The organism is Citrobacter sp. VF227 (assembly GCF_052950715.1).
In genome coordinates, this window is record NZ_JBRFVF010000006.1 from 115,223 (window position 1) to 137,977 (window position 22,755).

25 protein-coding genes are annotated in these 22,755 nt (G+C 52.0%); 18 read left to right on the top strand and 7 right to left on the bottom strand.

The window, feature by feature from the left end; all coding sequences use genetic code 11:
* Positions 1-11 precede the first annotated feature (11 nt).
* A complete protein-coding gene (locus ACU8YC_RS18280; RefSeq protein ID WP_187253314.1) occupies positions 12-932 on the top strand; it encodes an ROK family protein in 921 nt (306 codons plus the stop codon).
* A gap of 37 nt (positions 933-969) precedes the next feature.
* Here ACU8YC_RS18280 and agaR read toward each other — a convergent pair whose 3' ends face one another.
* Positions 970-1,740 (bottom strand): transcriptional repressor AgaR, encoded by a 771-nt coding sequence (gene agaR, locus ACU8YC_RS18285; RefSeq protein ID WP_151217835.1) that lies wholly within the window; start codon positions 1,738-1,740, stop codon positions 970-972.
* A gap of 323 nt (positions 1,741-2,063) precedes the next feature.
* Positions 2,064-2,870 carry a DeoR family transcriptional regulator gene (locus ACU8YC_RS18290; RefSeq protein WP_187253315.1) on the bottom strand — a complete coding sequence of 269 codons (807 nt, stop codon included), beginning with the start codon at positions 2,868-2,870 and terminating at the stop codon, positions 2,064-2,066.
* Positions 2,871-3,089: 219 nt separating this feature from the next.
* Between ACU8YC_RS18290 and kbaZ the strand changes: the two genes are divergently transcribed.
* The 10 genes from kbaZ to ACU8YC_RS18340 all read left to right on the top strand — a co-directional run bounded on the left by kbaZ (position 3,090) and on the right by ACU8YC_RS18340 (position 13,369).
* Complete coding sequence (kbaZ, locus tag ACU8YC_RS18295) at positions 3,090-4,415, top strand: tagatose-bisphosphate aldolase subunit KbaZ (RefSeq protein ID WP_446895633.1); 1,326 nt, start codon at positions 3,090-3,092, stop codon at positions 4,413-4,415.
* A gap of 20 nt (positions 4,416-4,435) precedes the next feature.
* Entirely contained in the window at positions 4,436-4,909 is a 474-nt protein-coding gene (gene agaV / locus ACU8YC_RS18300; RefSeq protein WP_003024925.1) for a PTS N-acetylgalactosamine transporter subunit IIB, read from the top strand.
* Positions 4,910-4,919: 10 nt separating this feature from the next.
* Entirely contained in the window at positions 4,920-5,699 is a 780-nt protein-coding gene (gene agaW / locus ACU8YC_RS18305; protein WP_151217837.1) for a PTS N-acetylgalactosamine transporter subunit IIC, read from the top strand.
* Positions 5,689-6,567: a PTS N-acetylgalactosamine transporter subunit IID gene (gene agaE, locus ACU8YC_RS18310; protein ID WP_446895634.1), complete on the top strand. Its 879-nt coding sequence runs from the start codon at positions 5,689-5,691 to the stop codon at positions 6,565-6,567. The genes agaW and agaE overlap by 11 nt, the downstream gene beginning before the upstream one ends.
* Before the next feature lie 16 nt (positions 6,568-6,583).
* Positions 6,584-7,018 (top strand): PTS galactosamine/N-acetylgalactosamine transporter subunit IIA, encoded by a 435-nt coding sequence (gene agaF / locus ACU8YC_RS18315; protein WP_151217838.1) that lies wholly within the window; start codon positions 6,584-6,586, stop codon positions 7,016-7,018.
* Positions 7,015-8,148, top strand: a complete 1,134-nt coding sequence (gene nagA, locus ACU8YC_RS18320) for an N-acetylglucosamine-6-phosphate deacetylase (protein ID WP_187260116.1) — start codon at positions 7,015-7,017, stop codon at positions 8,146-8,148. Before agaF ends, nagA begins: the two co-directional genes overlap by 4 nt.
* A 301-nt stretch (positions 8,149-8,449) precedes the next feature.
* Positions 8,450-9,604, top strand: a complete 1,155-nt coding sequence (locus ACU8YC_RS18325; RefSeq protein ID WP_151217840.1) for an AgaS family sugar isomerase — start codon at positions 8,450-8,452, stop codon at positions 9,602-9,604.
* A gap of 12 nt (positions 9,605-9,616) precedes the next feature.
* Positions 9,617-10,489 (top strand): tagatose-bisphosphate aldolase subunit KbaY, encoded by an 873-nt coding sequence (kbaY, locus tag ACU8YC_RS18330; RefSeq protein ID WP_252838719.1) that lies wholly within the window; start codon positions 9,617-9,619, stop codon positions 10,487-10,489.
* A gap of 122 nt (positions 10,490-10,611) precedes the next feature.
* Positions 10,612-12,183, top strand: coding sequence for a maltose/glucose-specific PTS transporter subunit IIBC (malX, locus tag ACU8YC_RS18335; protein WP_151217841.1), 1,572 nt, complete (start codon positions 10,612-10,614; stop codon positions 12,181-12,183).
* A gap of 13 nt (positions 12,184-12,196) precedes the next feature.
* Complete coding sequence (locus ACU8YC_RS18340) at positions 12,197-13,369, top strand: MalY/PatB family protein (RefSeq protein WP_252838718.1); 1,173 nt, start codon at positions 12,197-12,199, stop codon at positions 13,367-13,369.
* A gap of 183 nt (positions 13,370-13,552) precedes the next feature.
* Here the strand turns inward: ACU8YC_RS18340 and rsmI are convergent, their stop codons facing one another.
* On the bottom strand, positions 13,553-14,416 hold the full coding sequence (gene rsmI / locus ACU8YC_RS18345; protein WP_151217843.1) for a 16S rRNA (cytidine(1402)-2'-O)-methyltransferase: 864 nt from the start codon (positions 14,414-14,416) through the stop codon (positions 13,553-13,555).
* 63 nt (positions 14,417-14,479) lie between these two features.
* Here rsmI and ACU8YC_RS18350 point away from each other — a divergent pair, with 63 nt between their 5' ends.
* The 4 genes from ACU8YC_RS18350 to dolP are packed head-to-tail and all read left to right on the top strand — an operon-like array spanning position 14,480 to position 18,094.
* Positions 14,480-16,531, top strand: a complete 2,052-nt coding sequence (locus ACU8YC_RS18350; protein ID WP_446895635.1) for a penicillin-binding protein activator — start codon at positions 14,480-14,482, stop codon at positions 16,529-16,531.
* The gene (locus ACU8YC_RS18355) at positions 16,489-16,884 is read left to right on the top strand and encodes a YraN family protein (protein WP_016157561.1); all 396 of its coding nucleotides are present in this window, start codon (positions 16,489-16,491) and stop codon (positions 16,882-16,884) included. Before ACU8YC_RS18350 ends, ACU8YC_RS18355 begins: the two co-directional genes overlap by 43 nt.
* A 34-nt stretch (positions 16,885-16,918) precedes the next feature.
* Positions 16,919-17,509, top strand: coding sequence for a DnaA initiator-associating protein DiaA (diaA, locus tag ACU8YC_RS18360; RefSeq protein WP_003024948.1), 591 nt, complete (start codon positions 16,919-16,921; stop codon positions 17,507-17,509).
* Between the two features lie 9 nt (positions 17,510-17,518).
* Positions 17,519-18,094 (top strand): division/outer membrane stress-associated lipid-binding lipoprotein, encoded by a 576-nt coding sequence (gene dolP, locus ACU8YC_RS18365; protein ID WP_151224405.1) that lies wholly within the window; start codon positions 17,519-17,521, stop codon positions 18,092-18,094.
* A 49-nt stretch (positions 18,095-18,143) separates the two neighbouring features.
* Here dolP and ACU8YC_RS18370 read toward each other — a convergent pair whose 3' ends face one another.
* Both ACU8YC_RS18370 and ACU8YC_RS18375 read right to left on the bottom strand, forming a co-directional pair.
* Complete coding sequence (locus ACU8YC_RS18370; RefSeq protein ID WP_446895636.1) at positions 18,144-18,779, bottom strand: NAD(P)H-binding protein; 636 nt, start codon at positions 18,777-18,779, stop codon at positions 18,144-18,146.
* 37 nt (positions 18,780-18,816) lie between these two features.
* Positions 18,817-19,245, bottom strand: coding sequence for a YhbP family protein (locus ACU8YC_RS18375; RefSeq protein WP_151224406.1), 429 nt, complete (start codon positions 19,243-19,245; stop codon positions 18,817-18,819).
* A 43-nt stretch (positions 19,246-19,288) separates the two neighbouring features.
* On the opposite strand from ACU8YC_RS18375, the gene ACU8YC_RS18380 reads away from it, so the two are divergent.
* Positions 19,289-19,597, top strand: coding sequence for a GIY-YIG nuclease family protein (locus ACU8YC_RS18380; RefSeq protein ID WP_276577183.1), 309 nt, complete (start codon positions 19,289-19,291; stop codon positions 19,595-19,597).
* Here ACU8YC_RS18380 and ACU8YC_RS18385 read toward each other — a convergent pair.
* Together ACU8YC_RS18385 and ubiT are read right to left on the bottom strand one after the other, a co-directional pair.
* On the bottom strand, positions 19,584-20,087 hold the full coding sequence (locus ACU8YC_RS18385; protein ID WP_003844854.1) for a GNAT family N-acetyltransferase: 504 nt from the start codon (positions 20,085-20,087) through the stop codon (positions 19,584-19,586). The genes ACU8YC_RS18380 and ACU8YC_RS18385 overlap by 14 nt on opposite strands.
* Entirely contained in the window at positions 20,081-20,605 is a 525-nt protein-coding gene (gene ubiT / locus ACU8YC_RS18390) for a ubiquinone anaerobic biosynthesis accessory factor UbiT (RefSeq protein ID WP_151224408.1), read from the bottom strand. Before ubiT ends, ACU8YC_RS18385 begins: the two co-directional genes overlap by 7 nt.
* Positions 20,606-20,825: 220 nt before the next feature.
* Between ubiT and ubiU the strand changes: the two genes are divergently transcribed.
* Complete coding sequence (ubiU, locus tag ACU8YC_RS18395; protein WP_187260111.1) at positions 20,826-21,821, top strand: ubiquinone anaerobic biosynthesis protein UbiU; 996 nt, start codon at positions 20,826-20,828, stop codon at positions 21,819-21,821.
* Between the two features lie 8 nt (positions 21,822-21,829).
* The gene (locus ACU8YC_RS18400) at positions 21,830-22,708 is read left to right on the top strand and encodes a U32 family peptidase (RefSeq protein ID WP_414237122.1); all 879 of its coding nucleotides are present in this window, start codon (positions 21,830-21,832) and stop codon (positions 22,706-22,708) included.
* Positions 22,709-22,755 lie beyond the last annotated feature (47 nt).

The window sequence follows — 22,755 nt, forward strand, 5'->3', positions numbered from 1 at the left end:
GGAGATGAGGCATGTTTTACGGTGTTGATATTGGTGGAACCAAAACTGAAATTGTCGCTTTTGATAAGGAAATGCAGGTTTGCTGGCGCAAGCGCGTCGCCACGCCAGTCCAGGATTATGAACTCTTTCTTTCGACCTTTACTTCACTTATTGATACCGCCGACTGGGCGACAGGAACGCAAGGAAAAATTGGCATCGGCATGCCCGGCCTTATGGACAGACATACCGGAAAGTTACTGTCATCTAACGTCCCTTGCTTGACTGGACGCCAGGTGATGAACGATCTGGCCCATCGCCTCAATCGTTCGGTTGAACTGGACAATGACTGCTGCTGTTTTGCACTCTCGGAAGCCCATACCCAGCAGGCTCGCCAGTTCTCCAGAATTTTTGGTGCCATTATTGGCACCGGCATGGGTGGAGGGTTAGTCATTGACGGTCAGCTGTATCGGGGCCGCAACAGAATGGCCAGTGAGTTTGGCCATTTACCGCTTCCAGCAACATTTATGCGTCGTTATCACTTGCCGGAACTGAAGTGCGGCTGTGGCTTACAAGGGTGCCTGGAACGCTATCAATCTGGCCCCGGTTTACTCTGGCTCCACAAACACTTCAGTGGTGAACAGCTTAAAATGGAGACATTGCTGGAGCGCTATCGTCATGGCAATGCCAGCGCCGTCACCACCGTAGAAGCATGGATAGATATGTTAGGTTGTACGCTGGCGCAATTGCAGTTGATTCTGGATGTCGATGCTTTTGTTCTCGGCGGTGGGGTTTCCAACATCGAAGAAATTTATACGTTGCTGCCGCAGGCCATGTCACGTTATTTGTTCCCGGGATTAGAACCTGCCCGCGTATTCCCGGCCATCCATGGCGCATCCAGCGGGGTTCGCGGTGCCGCATTGCTGCTGGTTGAACAGGGTACGCAGACCCACTAAAAAACTGCTGGCGGGGGAATCTCGCCAGCAATTTCAGTTATTCATCCGCAATCACCACATCCACCCCAAGCTGGATTAACGTCCGGTGGTAATTTTCTGGGATCCCGCTGTCGGTAATCACCCGGTCAATCCCGCTGATTTCGCTAATCATACAGAAACTTTTGCGGCCAAACTTGCTGGAGTCAGCGACCACCGTGACCTCCTGCGCAACTTCACACATTACCTGATTCAGATGCGCTTCTCCCGGATGTGGCGTGGTAATCCCCGCTTCCAGACAGAATCCGTCAACGCCTAAAAAAAGCTTATCAAACCGATATTGTCTGAGCTGGTGTTCTGCTGAAGGACCATACAATGAGTAGACGCTTTGCCTGACATTCCCTCCAAGAATCATGACATCTACGCGCTCAAAATTCGCCAGTTCCCAGGCAATGTTAAGCGCATTGGTCATCACCACCAGATCGCGGCGATTTTTTAACATGGGAGGAATAAGGGTAGTGGTCGATCCGGAATCGAGTATTAACGTGTCACCATCTTTCACAAAGCTGGCCGCTTTTTCGGCAATTCGCGATTTCACATCGCGGTTCAGCCGGTCCTTATCCTGCAGAGGCCGATCAAGGGCAAAGTGCTGATTGAGAACCGCCCCACCATAGGAGCGCATAACGCATCCCTTCTGCTCCAGATAACGTAAGTCGTTGCGGATCGTGACCGATGACACACCAAAATGGACGCTCAGTGGCTCGACACGAACGCTCCCCTGATCGCACAGCAAATCAATTATTTGCTCGCGACGTCTTAAGTTATCCAGCATTTCTATTGCTCCATCAAATATTCATGTTGTTTTGTTTTAGCGCTTTAGCACTTTCGTTTTCTTTTGAATATATTACATCAGAAGCAATAAGGGGAATTTGTGCGCACAGACTCAGTGTTTAATTTAACCAAAACCGATTATTTCCTTTCGTTTTAACAAATCGAAATAAAGAAAAACGAAAAAACGAAAAGGATAAAAATGGGGGGATGCCAGAAAGAGCCGGGAAGTCTGCAAAAAAACGAAAGCGAGCCTCTGAAAAAGCTCGCTTATGGTTTATTTTTGTTTAATTGTGTGGGATCACATTTTTGAATTTTAGAGTGGGACTACTCTACAATGATCACCTCAACACCGCTGCGGCGTAACTCCTGCAAGCTCTCCTCTGGGATGCCTTCATCAACAATGATGGTATGGATCCTTTGAGTATCAATGATCTTATGCAGACTGGAGCGGTCAAACTTCGTCGAGTCGGTAACGACGATAATGCGCTCAGCCACTTCACACATCCGGCGGTTGAGACGCGCTTCATCTTCGTTATGCGTGCTAACACCACGCTCCAAATCAATCGCATCAACGCCAAGGAACAGCATGTCGAAGTGATAATTTTGTAGCGATTGCTCAGCCTGATCGCCATAAAACGATTGCGACTGACGACGCAAATGGCCACCGGTCATCAGCAGTTCAACCCCTTCAGCTTCCAATAACGCATTGGCGACATTCATACCGTTGGTCATGGCAATGACGTTGGTATGCTGGCGCATCAGGCGGGCAATTTCATAGGTCGTGGTGCCGGAGTCAAGGATGACGCGGTGCCCCGGTTGAATTAACTCTGCGGCGGCTCTGGCAATACTGCGTTTTACTGCAGTATTAAGTGAACTCTTATCTTCAACAGAAGGCTCCACAACAGGCGCATTGCTCTCGCATATTAGCGCTCCGCCATAGGCACGTACCGCAATCCCCTGCTTTTCCAGAAAGGCGAGGTCGTTGCGAATAGTGACCGTGGAGACGCCAAAAAATAAGGAAAGATCGTTAACCTGAACGCTTCCCTGCTGCCGTAACCGCTGGATGATCTGCTCACGTCTTTCGCTGGTGCCAATAACGCGCTTGTCTGCAGAGGACTCGGTGTTACTCATAAGAAATCCTTTAGTTGAACCTTTCGTTTTATTTCGTTTTGTCTATTAACGCCTTTCTTTTACGCGAATGCAAGCCCCGCAAGCAGGGAAGAGCCAGACGAACTTACGCTGAAACCTTTCATTGCGTTTCTTTTGTGAAACAGATCGGAAAACTATTATCTTTCGTTTTATTTTTATAACACCATGATGCAGTATTAAATGAAACAAAACGAAAGATTGATGTCGAAGTTATCTGACCTGGAGAGGAAAGTGAAACATCTAACTAAAATGGTCGAGCAGCATAAACGGGGGAAGGCAAACGGTATTTATGCCGTTTGTTCCGCGCATCCAATCGTACTGGAAGCAGCAATACGCTACGCCCATGCAAACCATACACCGCTGTTGATCGAAGCAACCTCTAATCAGGTTGACCAGTTTGGCGGCTATACGGGTATGACACCAGCGGATTTTCGCAGCTTTGTCTGCCATTTAGCTGACTCGCTTAATTTTTCTCAGGATATGCTTATTCTCGGTGGAGACCATCTCGGACCAAACCGTTGGCAAAATCTACCTGCAGAACAGGCAATGGCCAACGCTGACGATCTGATCAAAAGCTATGTCACTGCAGGTTTTAAAAAAATCCACCTCGATTGCAGTATGTCTTGTGCTAACGACCCGGTTCCACTGACAGATGACATCGTCGCGGAACGCGCCGCGCGTCTGGCAAAAGTAGCCGAAGAAACCTGTATGGCACATTTTGGCGAGTCGGATCTGGTCTATGTGATTGGCACAGAAGTGCCGGTTCCAGGCGGCGCCCACGAAACGTTAACCGACCTGGCGGTAACAACCCCCGATGCCGCACGCGCAACGCTGCAGGCTCACTATCACGCCTTTGAAAAGCGCGGTCTGGAAGGTATCTGGCCGCGTATCATCGCCCTGGTAGTGCAACCTGGCGTTGAATTCGATCACACGCACATTATTGATTATCAACCGCAGAAAGCCGTGGCACTCAGCAAAATGGTGGAAGACTACGACACGCTGGTTTTTGAAGCGCATTCTACCGATTACCAAACACCACAGTCTTTGCGCCAACTTGTGATAGATCACTTCGCTATCCTGAAAGTGGGACCCGCGTTGACCTTCGCTCTGCGCGAAGCGCTGTTTTCACTGGCCGCGATTGAAGAAGAGTTACTGCCTGCAAAAGCCTGTTCAGGCCTGCGACATGTGCTGGAAAGCGTAATGCTTGATCGACCAGAGTACTGGCAGAGCCACTATCACGGCGATGGTAATGCACGCCGTTTGGCTCGCGGATATAGCTACTCCGATCGGGTTCGTTACTACTGGCCAGACAGCCAGATTGATGAGGCATTCGAACGGCTGGTGCGCAACCTGGCGGATGACGCTATTCCACTGCCGCTGATTAGCCAATATTTACCCTTGCAGTACGTAAAAGTGCGCGAGGGAGATCTCAGCGCCACACCGCGAGAACTCATCATTAACCATATTCAGGACATACTGCAGCAATATCACTGCGCCTGCCAGGGTGCTTCAGAGTGTAACGCATAACTAAAAAGAGAAAAAATACCATGCCAAACATTGTATTAAGTCGCATTGATGAACGTCTGATTCACGGTCAGGTTGGTGTGCAATGGGTTGGGTTTGCGGGGGCAAACCTGGTGCTGGTCGCCAATGATGAAGTGGCTGAAGACCCAGTGCAGCAAAACCTGATGGAAATGGTACTGGCAGAAGGGATCGCCGTGCGCTTCTGGTCGCTACAAAAAGTGATCGACAATATTCACCGTGCCGCCGATCGCCAGAAAATTCTGCTGGTCTGCAAATCACCTGCGGATTTCTTCCGTCTGGTCGAAGGCGGTGTTCCTGTTAACCGCATCAACGTTGGCAATATGCACTACGCCAACGGCAAGCAACAAATCGCCAAAACGGTTTCTGTAGACGCTGCCGATATCACGGCGTTCAACGGGCTAAAAGCCGCTGGGGTGGAATGCTTCGTTCAGGGCGTTCCAACAGAACCCGCCCAGGACCTCTATAAACTTCTCTGAGGGATTCACAATGGAAATCAGTCTGTTGCAGGCTTTTGCGTTGGGTATTCTCGCCTTTATTGCTGGGCTGGATATGTTCAACGGGTTAACGCATATGCACCGCCCGGTTGTTCTCGGGCCGCTGGTCGGTTTGATTCTGGGCGATCTACATACCGGTATTTTGACAGGGGGGACGCTGGAACTGGTGTGGATGGGTCTGGCTCCATTGGCTGGAGCTCAGCCGCCAAACGTGATTATCGGCACCATAGTAGGAACCACATTTGCCATAACGACCGGGGTGAAACCCGAAGTTGCCGTAGGTGTGGCGGTACCGTTCGCCGTAGCAGTTCAGATGGGGATCACCTTCCTGTTCTCTGTGATGTCAGGGGTGATGGCTCGGTGTGATCGCATGGCAGCGAATGCCGATACCGCAGGGATTGAGCGGGTCAACTATCTGGCGTTACTCGCACTGGGGACCTTCTACTTCTTATGCGCGTTCCTGCCGATTTATTTTGGAGCGGAACATGCCAAAACCGCTATAGATGTTCTGCCAGCTCGTCTGATTGATGGCCTCGGTGTGGCAGGCGGCATCATGCCCGCTATCGGCTTCGCCGTACTGCTAAAAATCATGATGAAAAACGTCTATATCCCCTACTTTATCCTGGGTTTTGTGGCAGCAGCCTGGCTCAAACTCCCGGTGCTAGCGATTGCCGCAGCTGCACTAGCCATGGCGCTGATCGATTTTCTGCGTAAATCACCTGAACCTACAGCTCCTGCAGCACAAAAAGAGGAATTCGAAGATGGCATCTAATCAAACGACTCTGCCGAACGTTTCCGAAACCGAAGAAACGCTGCAGTCTGGCACAAACGAAAACGTCTACGAAGACCAGAATATCGGTGCCGAGCTGACAAAAAAAGATATCAACCGTGTTGCCTGGCGTTCAATGTTGTTACAGGCCTCTTTTAACTACGAACGTATGCAGGCGTCAGGATGGTTGTACGGCTTGTTACCTGCACTGAAAAAGATCCATACCAATAAACGCGACCTGGCGCGTTCGATGACAGGTCATATGGGCTTCTTCAACACGCACCCTTTTCTGGTCACGTTTGTTATCGGGATTATCCTGGCGATGGAACGTTCGAAGCAGGATGTGAACAGTATTCAAAGCACTAAGATTGCCGTCGGGGCGCCGCTTGGCGGTATCGGTGATGCCATGTTCTGGTTAACGTTATTGCCTATTTGCGGCGGTATCGGGGCCAGTCTGGCGCTGCAAGGCTCTATTCTTGGCGCAGTTGTCTTTATTGTTATGTTTAACGTGGTTCATCTTGGTCTGCGCTTTGGCTTAGCACACTATGCTTATCGAATGGGCGTTGCTGCCATCCCGCTGATTAAAGCTAATACCAAAAAGGTTGGACATGCGGCATCCATCGTAGGGATGACGGTGATCGGCGCGCTGGTTGCAACCTATGTTCGCCTGAGCACTACCCTGGAAATCACGGCTGGTGATGCGGTTGTGAAACTGCAAACGGATGTTATAGACAAGCTGATGCCTGCTTTTTTGCCGCTGATCTACACATTAACCATGTTCTGGCTGGTCCGTCGTGGCTGGAGCCCTTTGCGCCTTATCGCCATTACCGTGGTGCTCGGCGTCGTGGGCAAGTTCTGTCATTTCCTGTAAATACGAGGGGTTGTAGATGTTAGGTATTATTTTGACGGGCCATGGCGGGTTTGCCAGCGGAATGGAAAAAGCGATGAAACAGATTCTGGGTGAACAATCACAGTTCATCGCCATCGACTTTCCGGAAACCTCAACCACCGCCTTACTCACCTCGCAGCTTGAACAGGCGGTGAGTGAACTGGATGCGCAGCAAGACATCGTGTTTCTGACAGACCTGTTAGGCGGAACGCCGTTTCGCGTCGCTTCCACGCTGGCTATGCAAAGGCAAGGCACTGAGGTGATCACCGGCACCAATCTGCAACTACTGCTGGAAATGGTGCTGGAGCGCGATGGCCTGAGCAGTGAAGAATTTCGCTTGCAAGCGCTGGAGTGCGGGCATCGTGGTTTAACTAGCCTGGTGGACGAACTGGGACGCTGTCGTGAGGAAAAGCCCGTTGAGGAAGGGATATGACACAGCTACTTCGCGCCAGACGTCTACTGACCGAACGGGGCTGGTTGGACGATCATCAAATTCACATTGAAGACGGCATCATTGCAGAAATAGAGCCAATTCCCTCCGGCGTTATGGCCCGCGATGCAGAGCTGCTTTGTCCGGCTTACATTGATATCCACGTGCACGGCGGTGCGGGCGTCGATGTGATGGATGAGGCACCGGATACGCTCAACAAACTGGCGATGCATAAAGCACGTGAAGGGGTAGCCAACTGGCTACCCACCACCGTCACCGCTCCACTACCGGATATTCACAAGGCGTTGGAGCGTATCGCGCATCGCTACCATTTCGGTGGACCTGGCGCGCAGGTGCTGGGCAGTTATCTTGAAGGCCCGTACTTTACCCCGCAGAACAAAGGGGCGCACCCGCCTGAGCTTTTCAGGGAACTGGAACTCAGTGAACTGGATGAACTGATTGCGATTTCCCAGCAAACATTGCGCGTCGTTGCGCTGGCACCAGAAAAACCCGGTGCATTGCAGGCCATTGAACATCTGAAGCAGCGCAACGTACGGGTGATGCTGGGACACAGCGCAGCTACCTGGGAACAAACCCGCGCGGCCTTTGACGCCGGTGCTGACGGACTGGTGCACTGCTATAACGGTATGACCGGCTTACATCATCGGGAGCCAGGAATGGTTGGTGCAGGGTTAACCGACCCTCGCGCCTGGCTGGAACTTATCGCTGACGGACACCATGTCCACCCAGCGGCCATGAAGCTCTGCTGCTGTTGCGCCAAAGACAGGCTGGTGCTGATCACCGATGCCATGCAGGCTGCAGGAATGCCAGACGGGCGCTATACGCTCTGTGGCGAGGAAGTGGAAATGTGCAGTGGTGTTGTGCGTACCGCTTCCGGTGGCCTGGCTGGTAGCACGCTCTCGGTTGATGCTGCCGTACGTAATATGGTCGAGCTCACCGGGGTAACGGCAGAAGAGGCCATTCATATGGCCTCTCTCCACCCCGCACGTCTGTTGGGTATCGATCGCCACCTGGGATCGTTAGCAGTGGGAAAACGTGCCGACGCGATCGCGCTTAATAGCGGGCTGCATTTACAACAGATCTGGATTCAGGGTCAGGCTCTCCCCCTTTGACCTTTCATTTTGTCTCGTGTTGGCCTGCGGTCTTCGATCGCAAGGCCTTTCTTTTCCTTTCGCTTATGGAAATACCGATCCACGTTGCAATCAATCTCTTCATTATATATCAACAAGATAACTGCAACCTTCGTTCTCACGATCACAAATTTCGTTTTATTTCATTTTGGATTATTGATCTTTCGATTTCTTTTCTATAGATTTTAATCAATCGACAAGATGAACAAGTGAAACGAAACGAAAGATAGCGACATTTTCGCCAGCGTCTTATGTGGAATTTACGAGACTAAGGACTTAAGTTATGCCAGAAACCTATACCTCTGTTACTGCGGTAACAGGCACCTGGACCGAAGAAGAGATCCGTCAACAGCCAGCCAGTTGGATCCGATCCCTCACGAATATCGACAACATTCGATCTGCCATTGACAACTTTCTCGCGCCATTGCTGCGCAAAAACGATCTGCGGATCGTACTGACCGGGGCAGGAACCTCAGCATTCATTGGCGACATCATTGCCCCCTGGCTGGCAAGCTATACCGGAAAAAACATCAGCGCTGTTCCGACCACTGACCTGGTCACCAATCCGATGGATTATCTGAATCCCTCGCATCCGCTGTTGCTAGTCTCTTTCGCTCGCTCAGGTAACAGCCCGGAAAGCGTTGCGGCAGTGGAGCTGGCTAATCAGTTTGTACCTGAGTGCTATCACCTGCCAATTACCTGCAACGAAGCAGGTAGCCTGTATCAAAACGCAGTCGCAAGCGACAACGCTTTTGCTCTGTTAATGCCTGCTGAAACACATGACCGTGGTTTCGCCATGACCAGCAGCATTACCACCATGATGGCCAGCTGTCTGGCAGTATTCGCCCCGGAGAAAATCAACAGTCAGACCTTCAGTGATGTGGCCGATCGGTGCCAGGCGATCCTGACTTCACTGGGCGATTTCAGCGACGGTGTGTTTGGCAATGAGCCCTGGAAACGGATCGTCTATCTCGGTAGCGGTGGATTACAGGGAGCTGCCCGAGAATCGGCACTGAAAGTCCTGGAACTGACAGCGGGTAAACTGGCCGCATTCTACGATTCCCCGACCGGCTTTCGTCACGGTCCAAAGTCGCTGGTTGATAACGAAACGCTGATCGTAGTCTTTGTTTCCAGTCATCCCTATACACGTCAATACGACCTCGATTTGCTAGCAGAGTTACGCCGCGATCGGCAGGCACTGCGGGTGGTCGCAATTTCCGCACAAACCCATGAAGTGATTGAAGCGGGTCCACATATTTTGCTGCCGCCAGCACGCTCTTTCATTGATATGGAATTGGCGTTCTGCTTCCTGATCTACGCCCAGGTCTTTGCTTTGACGCAATCCATCAATATCGGTAATACGCCGGATACACCTTCAGCCAGTGGCACAGTGAACCGTGTTGTACAGGGCGTTGTTATTCACCCCTGGAACGCCTAAGAGGATCGTTTTATGAGCATTATTTCCACAAAATACCTTCTGCTGGATGCGCAAAAAAAGGGCTACGCCGTCCCCGCCTTCAACATCCACAACGCCGAGACGATCCAGGCAATCCTTGAGGTGTGCCATGAAATGCGATCGCCAGTGATCCTCGCCGGAACGCCAGGCACCTTTAAGCATATTGCACTGGAAGAGATCTATGCGTTGTGCAGCGCTTATTCCACCAGCTACGACATGCCGCTGGCGTTACATCTCGATCATCATGAGTCTCTGGACGATATCCGACACAAAGTGAATGCTGGCGTTCGTAGCGCAATGATCGACGGTAGCCACTTCCCGTTTGAGGAAAACGTAAAGCTGGTGAAATCCGTCGTCGATTTTTGCCATGCCAAAGATTGCAGCGTGGAAGCAGAGTTAGGTCGCCTCGGTGGTGTTGAAGATGACATGAGCGTGGATGCCGAAAGCGCCTTCCTCACCGACCCACTAGAAGCCAAACGGTTTGTTGAGCGTACCGGCGTTGATAGCCTTGCCGTTGCCATCGGCACTGCGCACGGCCTGTACACCAAAACGCCTAAAATCGATTTCCAGCGCCTGGGTGAAATTCGTGAAGTGGTGGATATTCCGCTGGTGCTGCATGGCGCAAGCGATGTCCCTGACGAATATGTTCGCCGTACGATTGAGCTTGGCGTGTGCAAAGTTAACGTCGCCACTGAGCTGAAAATTGCCTTTGCCGACGCGGTCAAAGCATGGTTTGCAGAAAATCCGCAGGGCAACGATCCGCGCTACTACATGCGGGTCGGTATGGATGCAATGAAAGAAGTGGTGCGCAGCAAAATCAATGTGTGTGGCTCATATGAAAAGTTGCTAACTACATTAAATTGTTAATATATATTATTGGTCAAGATAAATAATAAATTAATTACTACTTACCTCTCAATTTATAAAGGTCATGATGAGATATTCATGACCTTCATGACTATACTGATAAAAATAATGGAGTACTCTACATGACACAGGAAAAGTCGTTTAAGTCACGGATATGGGAATTTTTCCAAAGTCTTGGCAAAACATTTATGTTTCCCGTATCGCTATTAGCATTTATGGGATTGTTATTGGGTGTCGGGAGTTCAATTACCAGCCCCTCTACTATAAAAAGTTTTCCATTTCTTGGAGGGGAACTAACGCAATTAACTTTTGGTTTTATTGCTATGGTAGGTGGTTTCGCATTTACCTATTTACCTGTAATGTTTGCTATAGCTATTCCATTAGGTATGGCTAAAAGAAATAAGGCTGTAGGTGCTTATTCTGGCTTTATCGGTTATATGCTGATGAACATGAGCATCAATTATTATCTGACAGTGACACATCAACTCGCGGATACAGCAACCATGAAACAGGTTGGGCAATCCGTTGTTTTGGGTATACAGACGCTAGAGATGGGGGTTTTGGGCGGCATCATTGCTGGCGTAATTACCTACTTCCTACATGAACGATTTCAGGATACGGTGTTACATGATGCCTTTGCATTTTTTAGTGGCATCCGCTTTGTGCCTATTATTACCTCCCTGACCCTGTCACTTGTCGGCCTTGCTATCCCGTTGCTCTGGACCTACGTAGCGATGGGCATCGCCGGAATCGGCCATATCATTCAAAGTACCAGCGTCTTTGGTCCCTTCCTCTACGGAGTCGGTGTACTGCTGCTCAAACCTTTCGGCCTGCACCATATATTGTTGGCGATGGTTCGCTTCACACCCGCAGGTGGTACAGAAATCGTGAATGGTCATGAAATTGCAGGCGCGTTGAATATCTTCTACGCCGAGCTAAAAGCTGGCCTACCATTTAGCCCTCACGTAACCGCATTTTTATCTCAGGGTTTTATGCCGACCTTTATTTTCGGTCTTCCGGCTGTAGCTTATGCTATTTATCGTACAGCAAAGCCTGAGAATCGCCCTATTATCAAAGGGCTATTGCTTTCTGGCGTGTTAGTTTCGGTTATTACCGGTATCTCTGAACCGATTGAATTCTTATTTCTGTTTATTGCACCTGCACTGTATGCTTTCCATATCGTTATGTCTGGTTTAGCACTCATGGTAATGGCAATCCTGGGGGTAACAATAGGTAATACTGACGGCGGGATTCTAGATCTTCTTATTTTCGGCGTGATGCAAGGCACATCAACGAAATGGTATCTATTATTCCCGGTTGGTATCGTTTGGTTTACTGTTTATTTCTTGGTTTTCCGTTGGTACATACTCAAACACGATATTAAAACACCGGGACGTGAAGATTCTACCGACGGCGCTGCGCAAGCCGTTGCTTCTAATACAAAAGCACGCGGGAAATCGAAATACGATCATGGCGTAATATTGAACGCACTTGGCGGTAAGGAAAATATTGATTCACTGGATAACTGCATTACCCGTCTACGCCTTGTAGTCAAAGATATGAGCAAGGTCGATCAACAAACGCTGAAAAGCGCCGGAGCACTTTCGGTCGTCGTTCTCGACGCACACAGCGTGCAGGTGATCATCGGACCGCAGGTACAAAGCGTCAAGACAGGCATTGAAGCCTTAATTTAAATAGGGGTTGGACATGTTCGATTTCGATAATATCATTGAGCGGAAAAGTGATAAATGCCGCAAGTGGGATCATCAGTTTGTATGTTCACGTTTTGGCCGGGTACAAGAGGACTTCATCCCCTTATGGATCGCCGATATGGATTTTACCTCACCGCCGGCGGTAATTGACGGATTTCAGCAGATCGTGAGCCACGGAACATTTGGCTACACCTACTGTTTCGACCAGTTTTACGACGCTGTGGTGGACTTTCAGCGTGAACGCCACCATGTCAACGTTGAACGCGACTGGATAACGCTCACCTACGGCACCGTTTCTACCTTGCATTATCTCGTGCAAGCCTTTTGCCTACCGGGCGACAGCGTCATGATGAATACGCCAGTCTATGATCCTTTCGCCATGGCAACGCAACGACAGGGAGTTACAGTACTGGCAAATCCGCTGCAGGCCACGGATAACCGCTATCAGTTGGATTTTTCGCTGGTTGAATCACAGCTGAAAACTCACAGGCCTAAGCTGTGGTTATTTTGCTCGCCGCATAATCCATCGGGAAGAATTTGGACACAGGCTGAAATACACCAGGTATCCGAGCTCTGTCAACGCTATGGCGTGATTCTGGTCGTCGATGAGGTTCACGCCGAGCACCTTCTTGAAGGGGAATTTACCAGTTGCCTGGCTCCGGGTGCAACGGCGCAGGATAACCTGATCCTACTCACCTCACCCAATAAAGCGTTTAACCTCGGCGGACTGAAAACCTCGTATTCCATCATTCCGGATAGCCGCCTGCGCCAGCGCTTTCGCCAGCAGTTGGAAAGGAACTCCATCACGTCCCCTAATATGTTTGGAGTTTGGGGGATTATTCTGGCCTACCAGCATGGGCTACCCTGGCTGGATGCGCTGAATGGCTATTTGCGGGGCAACTCCCACTACCTCGCCGACGCAATTCATACACATTTCCCAGACTGGAAGATGATGACGCCCGAGTCCTCTTATTTGGCATGGATAGACGTGAGCAGCGGTGGCAAAACGGCGACCGAGGTCGTCAACCATTTTGCCCATCGCGCTAGCGTAATTATTGAAGATGGCAGCCACTATGTTCAGGATGGTGAACGCTTTATCAGAATTAACTTTGGCACACAGCGATATTGGCTGGAACAAGCAATAGAACGGATGCAAAAAAGTTATTAATAACCCCAGCAGATAACTAACGTTATCTGCTTAATTCCACCGATCCTGATAAATAAAATTTACAGACCCGCCACATCCCTGTTTCGTCGCGCCAACGCGTTGCAGTTTGCCTTTTAGCTGCAACGCTTTCAGCGCGTTCTTCCGACATTTCTTCCAACAAACTGGCGATCAATCCAGACGCTCTTACTCTACCTGCTGTTCCAGCGCGTGCTTATACAGCGCATTCTTTTTCACGCCGTGGATTTCAGCGGCCAGCGCGGCGGCCTTTTTCAGCGGCAATTCGGCCTGCAGCAACGCCAGAGTTCGCAGCGCATCAGCAGGTAGATCGTCTTCTTGCGCTTTATGCCCTTCAACAATTAGCACCATTTCACCTTTGCGACGGTTTTCATCTTCCTTGACCCACGCCAGCAGCTCGCCGACCGGCGCACCGTGAATGGTTTCCCAGGTTTTCGTCAGTTCGCGCGCCAGCACCACGTAGCGGGATTCGCCCCAGACGGCGACCATATCTTCCAGGCTATCCAGTAAACGGTGAGTGGATTCATAAAAAATAAGCGTACGTGGTTCAGCCTCAATGGCTTTCATCGCATCACGACGCCCTTTCGATTTGGCAGGCAGAAAACCTTCATAGCAAAAGCGGTCTGAAGGCAGACCGGCAGCGCTCAGTGCCGCAATCGCTGCGCAAGGGCCCGGCAGAGGTACTACGCGGATCCCCGCTTCGCGACAGGTGCGCACCAGATGGTAACCAGGATCGTTAATCAGCGGCGTTCCGGCATCGGAAACCAGCGCAATGTTTTGCCCTTCTTTGAGTTTCGCCACCAGCGTTTCCGCTTTTTGTTGCTCATTGTGATCGTGTAATGCAAACAAACGAGCGTTAATCGCGAAGTGTTGTAACAATAACCCTGTATGACGGGTATCTTCAGCGGCAATCAAATCAACGGCTTGTAAAACTTCGAGCGCTCGTTGGGTAATATCAGCCAAATTTCCTATAGGAGTAGGTACAATAAAGAGTTGGCCTTGAGAATTATCCGCCGATTCGTGTTGTTTCATTGTGTCGTCCGTATTGCCGATTTAATATTGAGCATTGAGTAAAAAAATATCACTGGATACAGTATGGTACCCTCAACATTTTCTCGTTTGAAAGCCGCACGCGCGCTACCAGTCATTCTGGCAGCACTGATTTTCGCAGGCTGTGGCACCCAGGCGCCAGACCAGAGTGCAGCCCATATGCAGGGCACTGCGCAGGCTGATTCCGGCTTTTATCTGCAACAAATGCAGCAAAGCTCAGATGATAGCAAGACCAACTGGCAATTACTCGCCATTCGTGCACTGCTGAAAGAAGGCAAGAGCCAGCAGGCTATCGAGCTGTTCAACCAGCTACCGCAGAAACTCAGCGATACTCAGCGTCGTGAGCAGTCTCTGCTGGCCGTCGAAATCAAGCTCGCACAGAAAGATATCGCTGGCGCTCAGGCCCTGCTGGATGAACTTACTCCTGCCGATTTCGATCAAAACCAGCAGGCCAGATACTGGCAGGCGCAAATCGACGTCAACCAGGGTCGCCCATCGTTGACGCTATTGCGCGCCCTCATCGCCCAGGAACCGCTGCTGGCCGCGAATGCTAAGCAGAAAAACATCGACGCCACCTGGCAGGCGCTGTCATCCATGACCCAGGAGCAAGCGCAGGCGCTGGTTATCAATGCGGATGAAAACGTGCTGCAAGGCTGGCTGGATCTCCAGCGCGTCTGGTTCGATAACCGTAACGATCCGGACATGATGAAAGCCGGTATTGCTGACTGGCAGAAACGCTATCCGCAAAACCCTGGCGCAAAAATGCTGCCAACGCAGTTGGTTAACGTGCAGAGCTTTAAGCCCGCCTCCACCAGCAAAATTGCACTGCTGCTGCCGCTGAACGGTCAGGCCGCTGTATTTGGCCGGACTATTCAGCAAGGCTTTGAAGCGGCGAAAAATATGGGTACTCAACCCGTAGCGATCCCTGCTGTAGCTGCGCCTGCTGAGGATACAACAGCTGCGACAACTGTGGAGCAGCCGCAAACGACTGACGGTGTTGCCAGCCCTTCTCAGGCGTCTGTCAGCGACCTGACTAATGAGACGCCAGCACAGCCAGAAACACCTGCTGCGCAGCCCACAGCACCCGCTCAGCCAACAACCGCCAGCGCACCGGCGAATCCATCTGCAGAGCTGAAAATCTACGACACCTCATCACAGCCTCTGAACCAGATCCTGACTCAGGTTCAACAGGATGGCGCCAGCATCGTGGTTGGTCCGCTGTTGAAAAACAATGTTGAAGAGCTGATGAAAAGCAACACGCCATTAAACGTGCTGGCGCTTAATCAGCCGGAGTCGGTGAAAAACCTGCCGAACGTCTGCTACTTCGCTTTGTCGCCAGAAGATGAAGCGCGCGACGCCGCGCGTCACATCCACGACCAGGGCAAACAAACGCCGCTGCTGTTGATCCCACGCAGTTCGTTAGGCGATCGCGTTGCCAATGCCTTTGCTCAGGAATGGCAAAAACTGGGCGGCGGCGTGGTATTGCAACAGAAGTTCGGCTCCACCGCCGAGCTGAAAATGGGCGTCAACGGCGGCTCGGGGATTTCCCTGACGGGCAGCCCGGTGGCTTCCTCTGTGCCTGCGCAACCTGGCGTGACGATTGGCGGCCTGACGATTCCGGCTGCGCCAACCGATGCGCAGATCACCGGCGGCAGCGGTCGTGTTGATGCCGTGTATATTCTGGCAACGCCAGAAGAAATTGCCTTTATTAAGCCGATGATCGCTATGCGCAACGGCAGCCAGAGCGGAGCAACGCTGTACGCCAGCTCCCGTAGCGCGCAGGGAACTGCCGGCCCGGATTTCCGCCTGGAGATGGAAGGCTTGCAGTACAGCGAAATACCGATGCTGGCAGGGGCTAACGCGCCTCTCATGCAGCAAGCGCTTGGCGCAGTGCGTAATGACTACTCATTGGCGCGTATGTACGCGATGGGCGTCGATGCCTGGTCACTTGCCAACCACTTCTCGCAAATGCGTCAGGTACAGGGTTTCGAAATTAACGGCAACACCGGGGCCTTAACCGCAACGCAGGATTGTGTGATTAACAGGAAGTTATCATGGCTCAAATACCAGCAAGGACAAGTCGTCCCCGCCAGTTAACGAGTAAACAGACCGGTGACGCGTGGGAATCCACCGCGCGTGACTGGCTTCAGAGCAAGGGACTGCATTTTATCGCCGCTAACGTACGTGAACGTGGCGGCGAAATCGACCTGATAATGCGTGAAGGCAACACCACCGTCTTTGTTGAAGTCCGCTATCGGCGCTCGGCCCAGTTTGGCGGCGCAGCGGCGAGTGTGACCCGGAGCAAACAACACAAATTATTACAGACCGCCCGCTTGTGGCTTGCACGCCACAATGGGAGTTTTGATACTGTGGATTGCCGGTTCGATGTGTTAGCCTTCACCGGAAATGATGTTGAGTGGTTTAAGGACGCGTTCAACGACCGCTCATAGTTGAAGATTCAGAGCCTGGTTCTTAAGGATTAGCGTGTTAGATAGAATTAAAGTCTGCTTTACTGAAAGCATTCAAACTCAGATAGCTGCGGCTGAAGCACTTCCGGATGCGATCTCCCGTGCAGCCATGACGCTGGTTCAGTCCCTGCTCAATGGCAACAAAATTCTCTGTTGTGGTAATGGGACGTCCGCTGCCAACGCACAGCATTTTGCTGCCAGCATGATCAATCGTTTTGAAACAGAGCGCCCAAGTTTACCTGCGATTGCACTAAATACTGATAATGTGGTCTTAACTGCGATTGCCAACGATCGCCTGCACGATGAAGTTTATGCAAAACAAGTCCGTGCGCTGGGACATGCAGGTGATGTTCTGCTGGCAATCTCTACGCGTGGTAATAGCCGCGATATCGTAAAAGCCGTTGAAGCCGCCGTGACACGCGACATGACAATTGTCGCGCTGACCGGGTATGACGGAGGGGAGCTGGCCGGGTTACTGGGGCCGCAGGATGTCGAAATCCGTATCCCCTCACACCATAGCGCCCGCGTTCAGGAAATGCACATGCTGACGGTCAACTGCCTTTGCGATCTCATCGACAACACGCTTTTCCCTCACCAGGATGATTAAGGAGTACACATGAAGGCATTTTCGCCGCTTGCTGTGATTATCGCTGCACTGCTGCTGCAAGGCTGTGTCGCTGCTGCCGTTGTCGGAACTGCTGCTGTCGGCACCAAAGCCGCGACGGACCCTCGTAGTGTCGGCACCCAGGTAGATGATGGAACCCTGGAGTTACGCGTCAATACGGCGTTGTCGAAAGATGCCCAGATCAAGAAAGAAACGCGAATTAACGTGAGCGCGTATCAGGGTAAAGTGCTACTGGTCGGTCAGTCGCCAAATAGCGAACTGTCTGCGCGGGCAAAACAGATTGCGATGGGCGTAGAGGGTACGACAGAGGTCTTTAATGAGATCCGTCAAGGCCAGCCAATCGGCCTGGGCGATGCGTCCAACGATACCTGGATCACCACCAAAGTACGTTCACAATTGCTGACCAGCGATCAGGTGAAATCCACTAACGTGAAAGTCACGACCGAAAATGGGGAAGTCTTCCTGCTGGGTCTGGTGACCGAGCGCGAAGCGAAGGCGGCGGCGGACATCGCCAGCCGGGTAAGCGGCGTGAAACGCGTCACGACGGCCTTCACCTTTATTAAGTAAGATGATGACAGATGCCGGATGACGACGTCAGAGCACGTTATCCGGCATTTTATTTAGCCCGTTCGCGCAGCCCGGAAGAGGTCAGTATAGTAACACCTTCCGGTCCTGGTGCCAGCGCCTCTGCCAGCATAGCCCGCGCCACATCACGCGCTTCAATCGACTTCCAGTTACCCGGCAGCAACCGAAATAATGGCGCTAAAAACATTTCATTCGCCCGCTGTTTATCCCGATCCCCCAGAAGCATAGAAGGCCGGGCAATCGTCAGTCGCGGCCAATTCTGCGCAATCAGCGCCTGCTCCATTTCACCTTTCACCCGGTTATAAAAAAAGGGCGAATTGGCATTAGCGCCCATCGAACTCACCACCAACATGTGCTGGGCCCCCAGCCGACGCCCCGTCAGGGCCGTATCCACTACCAGCGTATAGTCAGCGTGGATAAATGCCTCTTTGCTGCCCGCTTCACGTCGGGTCGTTCCCAGACAACAAAAGACGAGATCGACCGGATCGGTAACCTGCGCCAGAGCATCGGTTAGCTGCGGATCGTGGGGATTATAGATGCCAGCCGTATCAGCCAGCGGTCGACGCGTCGGCGCCGTAATGGCATTGACCCGAGGTTCATTCAGCAACATACGCAATAAATGTCCACCCACCAGACCCGTTGCACCGGTTATTAACACCTGGCTCATCGTTTATTTTCCCCTGACGCTTCAATCACTCTTTTAACTATAGATCACGTAGCCAGTGCATCTTTTTACCGAAGCCCAGTGTGTTGTCCGTGAATTTGACTTCATCCAGTCGAATCTCCCACACGGGCGCTGGCAACATTCTGGCGACGGGGAAACGGCGGTTGTAGGCGTTACGCGCGGTGTCACTCTCCTGCCCTTCAAGACGGCGAATCTCCCCCTTAAACTGCACGCCACGAATCAGGGCGACCGTTTTGGGCTGACCATTTACCGTGCCGGCAATCGGCGCGCGCGGCCCGGACATTTGCGCATGGCGCGTTTTATCTTCGGTCAGCACATAGAATGCCATCTTTTGCGCATCAAACAGGTAAAACGCATTGGCGCACCACAATTCACCTTCATGATGAACGCACCAGGTCACGACATGCTGCTTTGCCAGCCAGCGGGTCACCGCAGTCAGTGTTTCCATTTCTGTTCTCTTTTATACTGTAGGCCTGAAAATTATCACGTCGATGGTGACAATGACACCCTGGTATCTGTACCTGATCCGTACTGCAGACAACGCCTTATACACCGGTATAACCACCGATGTGCAGCGCCGCTATAAGCAGCATCAAAGTGGGAAAGGTGCGAAGGCACTACGCGGAAAGGGGGAACTCACGTTGGCATTTGCGGCGCAGATCGGCGACCGTTCGCTGGCTCTGCGCATAGAGTATCGCGTCAAACAGCTCACCAAGCGGCAGAAAGAGCGCCTTGTAGACGGCGAAGGGCTTGAGGCGCTACTGAGCAGCCTGCAAACCCCGGAGCTTAAAAACGATTGAAGTGGTCGTGGTATTCCACAAGGCCCGTCACGCCTTCCAGCGCGTCATCCGCCAGGCGATGAACCTGGAATGCGCTTTCAGTGCCCGGCCAACGGCAATGCAGATCGTGATGCGCAGCCAGCTCAAAGCCAAAGCGGCTGTACAGTGCCGGATCGCCCAGCGTAACCACCGCGGCGTAGCCAAACTCGTTCAGGGAATCAAGCCCTTCATAGACCAGCTGACGCGCCAGGCCCTGCCCACGGTAGTTTTCATCCACGGCCAGCGGCGCCATGCCGACCCATTGCAGATCTTCGCCCTGGACATCGACAGGGCTGAACGCGACGTAACCCACGACCTGACCTTCGTCATCGGTAGCAACCAAACCCAGCGTTAAGAACCCGTCTTCACGCAGGTCGTGTACTAGTTTCGCTTCCGCATCGCTCTCAAACGAACGGCGCAGCAACGCATCAATACCAGGGGCATCAATGGGAATTTCAACTCGAATCAGCATGGCTCACCTACCGAAGTCTGTTTGGTTTCTGGCGTTGTTTTCATTCCCGCCTCAACAAAATCCGCCAACTGCATCAGCATGATGCGCAGCGCCTTAGGCATCTGCTCCAGTTCGATGGCGTCCATCAGATTTTTTACATACAGCCCTAATTCTGTATCACCTTCAATCACCAGGCGACGCTGGAAGAACAGCGTATCCGGATCCTGCTTACGTGCCGCGATCATCAGAAGATCGCTGGCATCCGCGCTAAAACTGACATCCGCATCTGCATTCTGGCTGACGATCAGTTTATCGTTTTGAACAGAGGTATACCATTTAAGGCCGATGTCACGCACATGAATGCTCAGCCAGCGACCGTCGAGAAACTCCAGCTCCCCATCGGCCAGCGCCTGACTAAACTGCCAGCTCAGGACCTGTTCCAGAACCTGGCGCTTCAGCGCAAAGGGCGTCAGTTTAACCGGTACACTCATCAAAGAAGGACCAAAATGTACTAAGCGTGAACGCAGTTTATCCAACACGAGCTTTACTCCCTGTTTCAATAGTCCTGCTATTTTGCCATATCAAATAAACGACATAGCGGCATAAATCAACAATTCGCTACGAAATTGTTACCTCTTTATTGGTGTCACCAATACGACTTTAACTGCCTTAAATCAAAAATTGTCTCATCAAGGTTAACTAAAATCCCTCTTCGTTAACATTTCTGCGCCCTACATGGCGCAACGTTCAGGATAAATTATGGAGCTGCTCTGCCCTGCCGGAAACCTCCCGGCGCTTAAGGCGGCCATCGAGAACGGCGCTGATGCTGTCTACATCGGGCTGAAAGATGATACCAATGCCCGTCATTTCGCCGGCCTTAATTTTACCGAGAAAAAATTGCAGGAAGCGGTGAATTTTGTCCATCAGCACCGCCGTAAGCTGCACATCGCGATTAACACCTTTGCGCATCCGGATGGTTACGCGCGCTGGCAACGTGCCGTGGATATGGCGGCGCAACTGGGTGCAGATGCGCTGATCCTCGCCGACCTCGCTATGCTTGAGTATGCCGCAGAGCGCTACCCGCATATTGAGCGCCATGTCTCTGTTCAGGCATCTGCAACCAATGAAGAGGCGATTAATTTCTACCATCGCAACTTTGACGTTGCCCGCGTGGTGCTGCCGCGCGTGCTGTCTATTCATCAGGTGAAGCAGCTCGCTCGCGTCACACCAGTTCCCCTGGAAGTGTTCGCCTTTGGCAGCCTGTGCATTATGGCGGAAGGCCGTTGCTATCTTTCGTCCTATCTGACAGGCGAATCTCCAAACACGGTTGGTGCCTGCTCTCCTGCTCGTTTTGTTCGCTGGCAGCAGACCCAACAAGGGCTGGAATCCCGCCTCAATGAAGTGCTGATCGATCGCTATCAGGACGGAGAAAACGCCGGTTATCCGACGCTGTGTAAAGGCCGCTATCTGGTTGATGGCGAGCGCTACCATGCGCTGGAAGAACCCACCAGCCTGAATACGCTGGAACTGCTGCCGGAACTGCTGGCGGCCAATATTGCTTCGGTAAAAATCGAAGGGCGTCAGCGTAGCCCGGCCTATGTCAGTCAGGTAGCGAAAGTGTGGCGTCAGGCAATCGACCGCTGTATGGCCGACCCGCAAAACTACGCCCCGCAGGGCGCGTGGATGGAAACGCTCGGTTCAATGTCCGAAGGCACGCAAACCACGCTTGGCGCCTATCACCGTAAATGGCAGTGAGAGAAGCAATGAAATATTCCTTAGGGCCAGTGCTATGGTACTGGCCGAAAGAAACGCTGGAAGACTTTTATCAGCAGGCCGCCGTAAGCCAGGCCGACATTATCTACCTTGGCGAAGCGGTATGCAGTAAACGCCGCGCCACCAAAGTGGGCGACTGGCTGGATATGGCGAAATCACTCGCTGGCAGCGGTAAACAGGTGGTGCTGTCGACGCTGGCGCTGGTGCAAGCCTCCTCTGAGCTGGGAGAGCTGAAGCGCTATGTTGAAAACGGCGACTTCCTGCTGGAAGCCAGCGATCTCGGCGTAGTAAACATGTGCGCCGAGCGTAAGCTGCCGTTTGTCGCTGGGCATGCGCTCAACTGTTATAACGCGGTAACCCTGCGTTTGCTGCTCAATCAGGGCATGGTGCGCTGGTGTATGCCGGTAGAGTTATCCCGTGACTGGCTGGTGAACCTGCTCAGCCAGTGTGATGAGCTGGGCATTCGCAATCAATTTGAAGTCGAGGTACTGAGCTACGGGCATCTGCCACTGGCGTACTCCGCCCGCTGCTTTACCGCACGCTCTGAAGATCGTCCAAAAGACGAATGTGAAACCTGCTGCATCAAATACCCGAACGGACGCGATGTGCTGTCGCAGGAGAATCAGCAGGTCTTTGTGCTCAACGGGATCCAGACCATGAGCGGTTATGTTTACAACCTCGGCAACGAGCTGACATCAATGCAGGGTCTGGTTGATATTGTGCGTCTGTCGCCCTCAGGCAGCGAAACGTTCGCCATGCTTGATGCGTTCCGCGCCAATGAAAATGGCGCGGCCCCATTACCGCTTGCCGCCCACAGTGACTGCAACGGCTACTGGAAGCGACTGGCGGGTCTGGAGCTGCAGGCGTAAAAAAGCTCACTTTGTTAACAACGGTAATCAAATTTTAATGCAGTATT